The organism is Flagellimonas abyssi (genome assembly GCF_019457905.1).
Taxonomy (GTDB): domain Bacteria; phylum Bacteroidota; class Bacteroidia; order Flavobacteriales; family Flavobacteriaceae; genus Flagellimonas; species Flagellimonas abyssi.
The window spans coordinates 180,737-191,853 of the sequence record NZ_JAHZSV010000010.1 but is presented as its reverse complement, the minus strand read 5'-3'; the positions used below and the strand labels follow the sequence as shown (position 1 = coordinate 191,853).

The window sequence follows — 11,117 nt, the reverse complement described above, 5'->3', positions numbered from 1 at the left end:
TTTGGAAAAACTACTCATCAAATAATAACATTAATAGTGCAGCTGATTTTCAAATCAGCTTGTATTTATTCGGTCCCGCTTGCGGGACGTAGAGAATAGCAAGAGGGTGATGCGCAATTTGCGCCATCACGGTTGTTTTCGGGTCTTCAATAAGTTGAAAACCAGTTAATTGAGTAGGTTTTGGAATACTGTGCAAAATCTGGGGCTACAGTAGACTTTTCCGAAATCTACAGTAAACCCTTCGGGAGGCCCTGTAAACACTGGAAGTTTTTGACGAAAAAATTGACGCAATTTCACTAAAAAACAAAATCGCACCTATGGAAAAGCAATCAACCAATGATAGAACTAAGAAAGGAAGCGGTGGTTATTCCAACATCACCATAAAGAAGGAGACGGCCATACGCTTTCGCAGTTATTCTAAAAAGTTCGGCAAATCGCATAGTGAGGTATTGGATGGAATGGTATGCTACTTCAAGGAGAACAACCTTGATCCTTTTGGGGAGGGAACCAAGATCATCGTTGACAATATCAAAAAGCTGGAGCGTCAGATGATGAAAAAATTCGATAGGCTCATCGCCATTATCAAGAACATGGAAAAGACCAGTATCCGGCCCACCTATGAAATGATGTTGATCCTTTATGAGGCATATGTGAGGGACGGGAGGAAACCTAAACGTGAACCCGTCAAGATACGAGAAGAGCGAATGGATTTTTTGGAGCCTAGAAACACCGTTCCAAAAGTGGAGCATGACAGAATGCTAAAAGAATTTGAAAGCTATAAAAAGCATTGCAATGAAATGCTTCAAAATGTTGAGAAGGTGGAACCCATGATGGGAAAGCCATATCTCAAAATCAATATGGGCATCGGGGATTTTGAAAGCTTGAAACATCAATTAAAATAACGCTCATGTATCTTACCATCTCGGCACAGAAAATGGGCAGTACCTACAACTCCAGTGTAGGGAACTATGTGGACTATCTGGAAAAGGAAAACGAGGATAGATTGCCCGAACAAAGGGAAGAGTTCTTTGACCAAGAGAGCGACAGCGTAAGCACTCAAACGGTCATCGATGAAATAGATGCCAACACGGCCAAACTGAGGCAGAAAGACCCGAAATTCTATTCCATAGTGGTCAGTCCCAACCAAAGGGAACTAAAGGCCATAGGCAATGACCCAAATATGCTAAGGGAATACACAAGGAAGCTCATGGAGGACTATGCCAAGAGTTTCCATAGGAACCAAGAGGTCAAGGCCGAGAACTTGAAATATTACGCCAAGATAGAGCGCGAACGCACCTACAGGGGCTTCGATAAGCAGGTTCAGGAGAATGCACCTTACAGAGGAGAAATAGCAAGGCTAAGGAACGAGGTACGGAAAGTGGAACGGGGCGAGTCCGTTGGGAATGTCAAAGAGCTTGAAAAAAGGATAGCAGAGCAAACAAGATTGGCCCCTCACAAACAGAACGGACAGCTTGTGGCCGCTGGGATGCAGAAAGAGGGGCCTCAGACCCATATCCATATCATAGTCAGCAGAAGGGATGTTACGAACACCTATACGCTTTCCCCGATGGCCAAGCACAAGGCATCGGAAGTGGAACTGAATGGAAAGACGGTCAAGAGAGGATTTGACAGGGATAGTTTTTACCAATCAGCGGAGAAGACTTTTGATAAAACAACGGGATTTAAAAGGAACTATGTGGAATCCTACGTTGGGAGAAAGGCCCATGCCAAGGAACCGGGGAAGTTCTTTGCCAAAGTCATGGGGCTGCCCACCAAGGAAAAGGACATGGCCTTTAAACTTCTTAAAACCATGGGTGTCAAAGCTCCCAGTATGCCGACCAATAAAGTACAAATGGCGGCAAAGATCATCAAAGCTCTAGGTAGGGGAATCGATAAGGCGAGGGGCACAGGTGAGGATATGGGCTACTGAAATCCAAAAAGTAGGTTGCGCCCTACCGAGTTTTTGCTTCACGCTTATCTATCGGAACGCTACAAAACCCCGATAGGATCCATGCGCAAAAGTTGGAGGTAAGATTTGGGGTTCTTTTTGTAAACAGTTCGGTTTTAAGGGAAGGTTGCATTTTTAGGGAAGGCTACAAAGCCATCACTTAACTTTAGACCAAGTTCAGTCCACTTTTAGTTGAAGATTTACACCTTGGATTAGCAATACTAGGCTATGACAAATAACTTTTGATTTTTTAAGCACGATAGATTGGATAAAAAAAATGTGAACAGTAACTGGTATTTTGATTATACGTTTTTGAAAAATATGTAGTCTCAGTTGTTGAGCGAATTGCTGAATTTCAGCACTAGATAAAATCACTTAACTCGAATTAACTTATTGTTTAAGTGGAGTCCAAATAAGCTTGATTCCTATTTTATTTATATTTCTTTATGTTTTTTAAATGGATAAAATGGAATGAACGATTTGTATTACATCAAAAACATCCGATTTTCAAATCGGATGCTTGGCTTTGCTCTTACTTATTATCTATGAGAACCTTTCTATTCTTTAATGATTTTATGGGTCTCCCTTTCTCTTTCCGATATAATTTCAAGAATGTACAATCCTTTTTTAAGTCCATTCAAGTCTAAATCAAAACCAGAAGTTCCAATTTCACCTTTGCCTTGAAGAAATATGTTACTTTGGAAATCAGAAAGTATATATTCGAATGTCTTTTGGTTGCTTAATCCCAGCTTCCTTTCTTCAAGTGGAGAAATTTCACTTATTGTTAAGTAGTCTTTTACTGGATTTGGACTCACTCTAAAATAATAGCGTCCAGGGATTTGTCCTGTATAATATGCACTATGGGTACCCGTATTGCAAACATTGTCATTTCTTACTTCTACCCTTATGGAGCTTTCAGTATAGTACTTGGTCAATGTTCTTCCGGTGGTGTTTGTATAAAAGGAATTGTTAATATACCAAGAATATGGGGTTTCCCCACTGCCTCCATTAGCGGTAATGTCAATATAGTTGCTGTTGACATTATAAATAGTTACGGTCATTGGGGATTGACCAGCATTTTGGTTCACATTCAAGCGTTCGGTAATCGTATAGCCATGAGAAGAGGTTGCACGTATCCATCCATTACCGGAAGATGTTGAGCTCGAAGCTTTTACTGTAACTTGTGAATTGCTACCGGAAACGACCTGAATATTACTGGATGACGACCATGTAATGTTTCCAGTGCCATTATGTAAAGTATAAGAGGTATTCGTATTACACAATAAACTATTTCCAGAAATATATGGAAAAGCCACGAAGTTGTCAATCCAATTTCTATAGTTGTAAAGTCGAGTATAAATTGTGGGCTTGTTATCCTTGGGTGCCTCTCCCCAACTTGAACAGCCAATTAAAAAGCGTTGGCCACTTTTCAACACGGTTGCAGGACCGCCACTGTCACCTGGGGCCACTCCTGCATTAGCCAATCTAAGTGCTATCATATTATATGTGACTTGTACGGAGCCCGTATTTTGGCTATTTGCACTACTGCTGGAAATGATTGGCATATCCAATGTCTGAAGATTGTTTGATGGGAAACCGTTATCAGTAGTAAGTCCCCATCCCGTTACTCTTGCAGTATTACTTGGTGATGAATCAAATGCTTCATCCGTTAATTTAATAGGTTGTACATCACTATTAAAATTCAATGGAGCTGTAAGTCTGATTAAAGCTAGGTCATTTTCAAAAGTTATGCTATTGTAATTTGGGTGCCTGACAATTTGAGCGACATTTCTGTACTGCCCTGTGGTTAAATCATTCCGTTGCGTTATGCCTGCTGAAATCGTTATTTCATTAACGCCAATAACGTTTCCGTTAATTGTATTGGTCACACAATGTGCTGCTGTTAAAATCCATTCTGATGTTAGGATGGAACCTCCGCAGATATGATTATTTCTAGCTCCTACAATATGATGGTTGTTGGTTGCCCGCATAGAAACTTGCCAAGGATTTTGGTCGATTGTCGTATCGTTACCACCTATGATTCGGTTTTGACCAAATGCTAAGGGGAATGCAAAAAATAATAGGATAAGTAGGTTTTTTTTTTGAGTTTTTCATAATGTTTGGTTTTTTGAAGAATTGGTTTAATCACTTATAAGAGTAAAACCTTTGAAATCATTGGTCAATAGGCCATGATTTCCAGAAAGACATGAGAATATTTTTCCTTTGATAAAAACTTCTTCACCAACATCCGAATTCATTTTTCTTGTTGGAAAAACTCGTATTATTTTTTCTTTATACAGCTCGAAGAGTTCAGGGATATTAGTTTCTATGTCAACTTCATAATACTTTTTATTACCATTAAAAAATGGCTGTCCCTCTTCTACAACTTTTACTATCGCCGGAACACCTTCCGTTAATTCTGTTTCCATTGCAGATTCAATGCACAATGACTCTAAACTTGACAGAGGATCATTGTTTTCTTGTCCATTGGAACAGGCAGCGAATAATAAAAGGGGAATTAGGATGATTATAATTATAGTGTTGTTTTTCATAGCATTAATATTAAATTAATTAAATACTAACTTTCATAAAATTAGTTGTTTAGATCCTTAGAAAGGATGTAAAAAAATCTAATTAGTTGCGTATTGAATCTAAATTGCAGTTTTGAGACTGACTTTATTGAGTATTATTTGAGGGCTTATATTTAATTGGTTCTTCTGTAAAACTAGATAGCGTTTATCTGTAAAACTAGATAGCGTTTAATCGACTTCTGTAAAGTCTTTCACTTGCGTAATTTACAGTATCCGTCTTCTATATTAGCACGTTCCATGTATTAAAATGTTTGATAATACGGTTTGATATATCCACAATTTCATCTCCGTTTCATACAGTTAGTTTCCTTGTAATATCTTTTAAAATGCTAATTTTTGCAGCAAATATCATCTTCTTTTGAGCAAGCTCTTAATCTAGAATATCTTACATTAAAAAAGAATATTAGAATTGAAACATTTGAATTTACACAAAAAAATTAATAATTAAAAACCTACATATTTAAAATATATATCTTACTTAGAAATAATACAATAGTTTTGGTTCTTTATTTTTCATATTGATACTTAAATCGTTTAACTGATCAATATGATTTAGTTTTATCAGTTTTTATCATCAATCTTTTTGTGTGAGCTAATCTTTGTTAAAATTTAGCCTCACCCTTTTTGTAGCCTTCCCTAAAAATTTTTTCAAACAGAATTTTTGTATGTTTAGGTTATCATATATACATAAAATTTGTGTTCAAAAGTTGTTTTTTGCTTTCCGTGTTTTTAACGGGAACTCCTTCAAGGTTACAGGGTAAAACTATGATTTTCGGCAATATAAGATTTCGTCGATGATTCAGTCATCCCGACTCATTTTAGTGTTTAGTTGGTGTATATGTTTGTTTAATATTTTATAGTTAGATTTGACATCTACGAAGTAAGGTTACCAAAAGTGGTCTGTAATTCGGTTAGCAGCAAAAGCATAGGCAAGGAAAAACGTAATAAACATAAGGGTTGGCGAATTAGGTTCGAATCCCTCAGCGCCCACTTTTAAAGTTTAAATGAAAACAAAACCTTGCATATCTTATTGATTTGCAAGGTTTTTTCGTTTTTGGGAAAGCTGTTGACATAGTTTGATGGCTTGCGTATCCGCACCATGGAAGCCATAGGATTCAACCATTTTCAATATGTTAAATCCAGGGTTGCGATTGAATGGAGTTAATCTTTCATTCTGTATATCAGATTGCAGGATTTGGGAATTGCATATGCGATAAAAATCCAAATGGATATTACTTTAACCTGTACAGATATGGACCTCCTTTCACCCCCTGCTTTTTCTTTCCGGTGTTCTCCAATACATCCATTTGGAATATTCGCTTTCTAAAATTCCTTCTATCCAGTTCAACATCCAAGATATCTTCATACAGATTCTGCAGTTCTTGTAGGGTAAACTCCTTTGGAAGAAGCTCGCCAACGATTAGCCTATGCTTTAAATTGTTCTGCACAAATAAGTACGCTTCGCTGATCAACTTTTTATGATCGTAACCAAGATTATTGGGTATGTCGTCCATGTCGAACCAATCAATGCTCGTAATGTTGTCCCTTAAGGTTAAAGGATGGTTCTCCGGTTTAACCAGTGCATAGAAACAGATGGTGATGACCCTTTTCAACGGATGTCTATCCAAAGCCGTGTAGGTCTTTACCTGTTCAAAGTGTATGTCCCTGAACCCAGTTAGGGAATAAAGGACTTTGGCGGCACAATCTTCAATAGTTTCATGCTCTTCCATGACCCCTCCGGGAACGTGCCATTGGTTTTTAAAATGTCCCAACGACCTTTTTATAAGAAGGATCTTTAGTTTTCCATCAACATATCCGAAAACCGTTATGTCAGCTGTGACGGAACATTCGAAAGAATCCGATTTTACTTGAATATCCTGTAATTTTTCTTGAGTATTCATTTTTTTATAGGAAATATTGTCTTTTTCTCCGAGTGGGTGTTTAAATTTTATATATTTGGAACTATGTTAAAAGTACACAGAATATTTTTTATGCCTCATTTAAAACTGTGTTCAAAGAAAAAATAATACCAATGGACAATCCCAAATATAAAGATTTGAAAGGCAAAGTTGTCGCAATTACAGGTGGTGGAGGTATTTTATGCAGTACACTGGCCCATGCTTTTGCCGGGCAGGGCGCAAAGGTTTGCGTGATGGATTTGAATATGGAATCCGCCCAAACCGTTGCCGATATGATTAATAAGTCTGGGAACAGTGCAATGGCCGTCAAAGTTGATGTGCTTGACAGGGAAAGTTTGGAAGATGCGAAAAAAAGGATTACTGAAAATTTCGGCCCCTGCGATATTCTCATCAATGGAGCAGGGGGAAACCACCCGTTGGGAACAACTAGCGACCCCTATTTGCTCAAGGAAGATTTAAAAAAAACGGCAAAAGATTTTAAAACATTCTTTGACTTGGACATGGAAGGGATTCAATTTGTGTTCAACTTGAATTTCATTGGAACCCTTTTGCCTACACAGGTTTTTTCAAAAGACATGGTAGGTCGCAAAGGATGTAGTGTTTTGAACATTTCCTCGATGAATGCCTTTACACCGCTTACGAAAATACCAGCATACAGCGGGGCAAAAGCCGCCGTTTCCAATTTTACCCAATGGCTTGCCGTCCATTTTTCCAAAGTGGATATTAGGGTCAATGCCTTGGCCCCAGGTTTTTTTCTTACCGATCAAAACAGAAGTTTGTTGACCGAGCCCGAAGGAGGTCTGACCGCCAGAGGGGCTACGATTATCGATCAAACCCCCATGGGGCGTTTTGGAGAACCAGAGGATTTGGTAGGTACATCATTATGGTTGTGCAGCGACCAGTCAAAATTTGTTACTGGGATTGTGGTTCCCATTGACGGTGGGTTCAGTGCATTTAGTGGTGTTTAAAAAAAGAAATTAAAAGCTTTAAAATTCAATGATTATGGGGTTAGAACAAACATGGCGCTGGTACGGACCAAAAGACCCCGTTTCCCTTGCTGATATAAAGCAGGCCGGCGCAACCGGCATCGTAACGGCATTGCACCATATTCCAAATGGAGAAGTATGGCCGATATCGGAAATAAACAAAAGAAAAGAAGAACTGGCAGCCTATGGTCTTACTTGGTCAGTAGTGGAGAGCATACCCGTTCACGAGGACATTAAAAAGCGAACAGGGAAGTATAAGGAATACATGGCGAATTACAAACAGAGCATTGAGAATCTTGGTTCTTGCGGAATAGATACGGTGTGTTACAATTTTATGCCCATCTTGGACTGGACCCGAACGGATTTGTCCTATGAAATGCCAGATGGTTCCTATGCACTTCGTTTTGACGCCGTTCAATTTGCCGCCTTTGAACTCTTTATCTTAAATCGAGAGGAAGCCTTTGTCCATTATTCCAGGGAAACCATTGAAATGGCCAAAACAGCATTCGGATTGATGGACGAGGATGCAAAGAATCGTTTAGTGCAAAACATCATTGCCGGTCTTCCAGGGGCAGAGGAAGGATATACGGTGGAACAATTTCAAAAGGCTTTGGACATGTATCGGGATATTGGAGAAGAGGAACTTAGAAACAACCTGTACAGCTTTATCAAGGAGATTGGCCCGATCGCGGAAAAATCCGGGGTGTTTTTAGCCATACATCCCGATGATCCCCCATACCCTATCTTGGGCCTCCCAAGAGTGGTAAGCACGGAGGAGGATGCCCAAAAACTGCTTGCGGCCTACGACAGCCCTCACAATGGACTGTGTTTTTGCACGGGGTCTTATGGTGTTAGGGAGGACAATGAGCTTGTGGGCATGGCCCGTCGTTTATCAAAAAAAATCAATTTTATACATCTAAGAAGCACGAAAAGAGATGCGCTTGGCAATTTTTATGAAGCGGACCATCTGGATGGAGATGTGGATATGTACGGGGTAATGTACGAATTGCTCAAAGAACAGCTTGGGCGCAAGGAAAAAAACGCAAAGAACCAACGTATGCCCATGCGGCCCGACCATGGGCACCAAATGTTGGACGATATCCATAAGAAAACGAATCCAGGGTACTCCGCTATAGGGCGCCTTCGTGGCCTTGCGGAATTAAGGGGACTCATGTACGGCATCGAAAAATCCCTGCTATAATGACATTCATAAAAGAGAACTTTTTATTGGAGACGCCACAAGCAGAGGAGCTGTACCACGGCTATGCCAAGGAAATGCCCATAATCGATTACCATAACCATTTGTCGCCCGAACATGTGGACAATAATCATCAGTTTAAAAATCTCGCTGAGGCTTGGTTGACGGATGATCATTATAAATGGAGGGCAATGCGAGCTTGTGGTATTGATGAAGCTTGTATTACCGGTGATGCATCGGAAAGGGAAAAGTTTCAAAAATGGGCCGAGACAGTTCCTTACACCCTAAGAAACCCCTTATATCATTGGACACACTTGGAACTAAAACGTTACTTTGGAATCGATGATCTGCTTACCGGAAAAAACGCGGGACGTATTTATGAGGATACCAAAGAACAACTGCAAGAGAAGAGCCATAGTGCATTGGGACTGTTGCAACAGTGCAACGTAGAGGTCATCTGCACCACGGACGATCCCATCGATGCTTTGGAACACCACCGTAGCACAGCGAAAAAGAATGCCTCGCTAAAGATGCTGCCAACCTTCAGGCCCGATAAAGCATATGCCATAGAGGACAATAGTGCCTACAGGGCCTATTTGGAAAGGTTGGGAGAGGTATCGGGAACACCAATATCCAACTATCAGGATTTGATCACGAGCCTCAAAAGAAGAATGGCATATTTTCATCAAGAAGGTTGCCGCCTTTCCGACCATGGTCTCGAACAGTTGTATCATTTTGAAATGAAAAGCTATGATATTGAGGTCATCTTTGGAAAGCTATTGAATGGCCTTCCCTTGGAAAGAGAAGAGAAACAATACTTTACCTTTGAGACCTTGATCCATCTTTGCCGAGAATACCATAAATTGGGATGGGTACAGCAATTCCATTTGGGAGCGTTGAGAAATACGAACAAAAGAAAATTCGACCAGTTAGGACCTGATGCCGGTTTTGATTCGATAGGTGACTTTCCACAGGCCATCAATCTGGCCAAATTTTTAGATACCCTTGAAAATACGGGACAGCTCGGCAAGACAATTCTTTATAACCTCAACCCCGCCCTTAATGAGGTTTTTGCCGCAATGGTGGGAAATTTTAATGATGGCAGTGTACGGGGGAAGATGCAAATGGGTTCAGGATGGTGGTACAACGATCAACTGGATGGTATGGAAAAACAGTTGAATGCGATATCAAATATGGGGTTGCTCAGTTGTTTTGTGGGCATGCTTACTGACTCTCGAAGCTTTTTATCCTTTCCCAGACACGAATACTTTAGGAGATTGTTGTGCAATATATTGGGGAATGACATAAAAAAAGGGCTTGTGCCCAATGATATCGAATACATAGGCGGATTGGTCCAAGACATTTCTTATAGAAATGCCAAAGCCTATTTTAATTTAGGAGATAACTAAAACAAAAGTAATAGGATGAAAAAAGTAGTAACCTTCGGGGAAATAATGCTTCGCTTGGCCCCACCAGGATTTTTGAGGTTCTCGCAGGCCAACAGTTTTGATGTAGTCTATGGCGGAGGGGAGTCCAATGTCGCAGTTTCCCTGGCAAACTATGGTGTGCCAGTGGATTTTGTGACCCGATTGCCAAAAAATGATATTGGGGAATGTGCCCTGATGGAGATGCGAAAGCGAGGTGTCGGTACCGATAACATTGTTTATGGAGGAGACCGCTTGGGTATTTATTTTTTGGAAACAGGTGCGGTCAGCAGGGGCAGCAAGGTGGTCTACGATAGAGCGCATTCTGCCATGGCGGAGATAGAGCCTGGTATGGTAGATTGGAACAGTGTGTTCAAGGATGTGGAATGGTTCCATTGGACAGGCATCACACCGGCGATATCGCAGGGAGCAGCAGATGCCTGTATCGAGGCAGTGAAAATCGCAAAAAAACATGGGGTTACCATATCGACGGATTTGAACTACCGGGCCAAACTTTGGAAATATTGTGACGACGCCAAGCGAGAAGAGATCATGTCCGTACTGACCTCGTATTGCGATATTGTTTTGGGAAATGAAGAGGATGCGGAAAAACACTTCGGCATCAAACCCGAGGGACTGGACATTACCACGCAGGGCGAGCATGTAAAGGCGGATGCTTTTTTATCGGTCTGCCAACAGATGATGAAAAGGTTCCCCAACGCAAAAAAGGTCATTACAACATTGAGGGGGTCTTTGTCAGCTTCGCACAATACATGGGCCGGCGTGCTGTATGATGGCAGCACCATGTATACCTCCAGAGAATACCAGATCACACACATCGTGGACCGTGTTGGGGGAGGTGACTCCTTCATGGGTGGTCTTATCTATGGATTGCTGAACTGGCCCGGCGACGACCAAAAAGCATTGGACTTTGCTGTAGCGGCCTCATGCTTAAAGCATACGATAAAAGGGGACGCCAATTTGGCCACCGTTGCAGAAGTTGAGAAATTGATGGGGGGCGATGCCTCTGGGAGAGTATCCCGATAAAAAA

General features: G+C 40.8%; 9 protein-coding genes. 6 read left to right on the top strand and 3 right to left on the bottom strand.

Going from position 1 to position 11,117, the window contains the following annotated elements:
* The first annotated feature begins 317 nt into the window (after nt 1–317).
* Nucleotides 318–902: a BfmA/BtgA family mobilization protein gene (locus K1F36_RS09430; protein ID WP_127138628.1), complete on the top strand. Its 585-nt coding sequence runs from the start codon at nt 318–320 to the stop codon at nt 900–902.
* A 5-nt stretch (nt 903–907) separates the two neighbouring features.
* Entirely contained in the window at nt 908–1,930 is a 1,023-nt protein-coding gene (gene mobB, locus K1F36_RS09425; protein WP_067034499.1) for a MobB family relaxase, read from the top strand.
* Between the two features lie 575 nt (nt 1,931–2,505).
* Here mobB and K1F36_RS20330 read toward each other — a convergent pair.
* The 3 genes from K1F36_RS20330 to K1F36_RS09410 all read right to left on the bottom strand — a co-directional run bounded on the left by K1F36_RS20330 (nt 2,506) and on the right by K1F36_RS09410 (nt 6,440).
* Nucleotides 2,506–3,987, bottom strand: coding sequence for a trypsin-like serine protease (locus K1F36_RS20330; protein WP_313790068.1), 1,482 nt, complete (start codon nt 3,985–3,987; stop codon nt 2,506–2,508).
* A gap of 102 nt (nt 3,988–4,089) precedes the next feature.
* Nucleotides 4,090–4,500: a hypothetical protein gene (locus K1F36_RS09415; RefSeq protein WP_067034506.1), complete on the bottom strand. Its 411-nt coding sequence runs from the start codon at nt 4,498–4,500 to the stop codon at nt 4,090–4,092.
* A 1,271-nt stretch (nt 4,501–5,771) separates the two neighbouring features.
* On the bottom strand, nt 5,772–6,440 hold the full coding sequence (locus tag K1F36_RS09410) for an NUDIX hydrolase (RefSeq protein ID WP_220113587.1): 669 nt from the start codon (nt 6,438–6,440) through the stop codon (nt 5,772–5,774).
* Between the two features lie 131 nt (nt 6,441–6,571).
* On the opposite strand from K1F36_RS09410, the gene K1F36_RS09405 reads away from it, so the two are divergent.
* Genes K1F36_RS09405 through K1F36_RS09390 form a run of 4 tightly spaced genes read left to right on the top strand, consistent with a single transcriptional unit; the run spans nt 6,572 to nt 11,113 of the window.
* Entirely contained in the window at nt 6,572–7,426 is an 855-nt protein-coding gene (locus tag K1F36_RS09405; protein ID WP_220113586.1) for an SDR family oxidoreductase, read from the top strand.
* Nucleotides 7,427–7,460: 34 nt separating this feature from the next.
* Nucleotides 7,461–8,645 carry a mannonate dehydratase gene (gene uxuA, locus K1F36_RS09400; protein ID WP_220113585.1) on the top strand — a complete coding sequence of 395 codons (1,185 nt, stop codon included), beginning with the start codon at nt 7,461–7,463 and terminating at the stop codon, nt 8,643–8,645.
* Entirely contained in the window at nt 8,645–10,051 is a 1,407-nt protein-coding gene (gene uxaC / locus K1F36_RS09395) for a glucuronate isomerase (protein ID WP_220113584.1), read from the top strand. The genes uxuA and uxaC overlap by 1 nt, the downstream gene beginning before the upstream one ends.
* 15 nt (nt 10,052–10,066) lie before the next feature.
* Nucleotides 10,067–11,113 carry a sugar kinase gene (locus tag K1F36_RS09390; RefSeq protein WP_220113583.1) on the top strand — a complete coding sequence of 349 codons (1,047 nt, stop codon included), beginning with the start codon at nt 10,067–10,069 and terminating at the stop codon, nt 11,111–11,113.
* Nucleotides 11,114–11,117 lie beyond the last annotated feature (4 nt).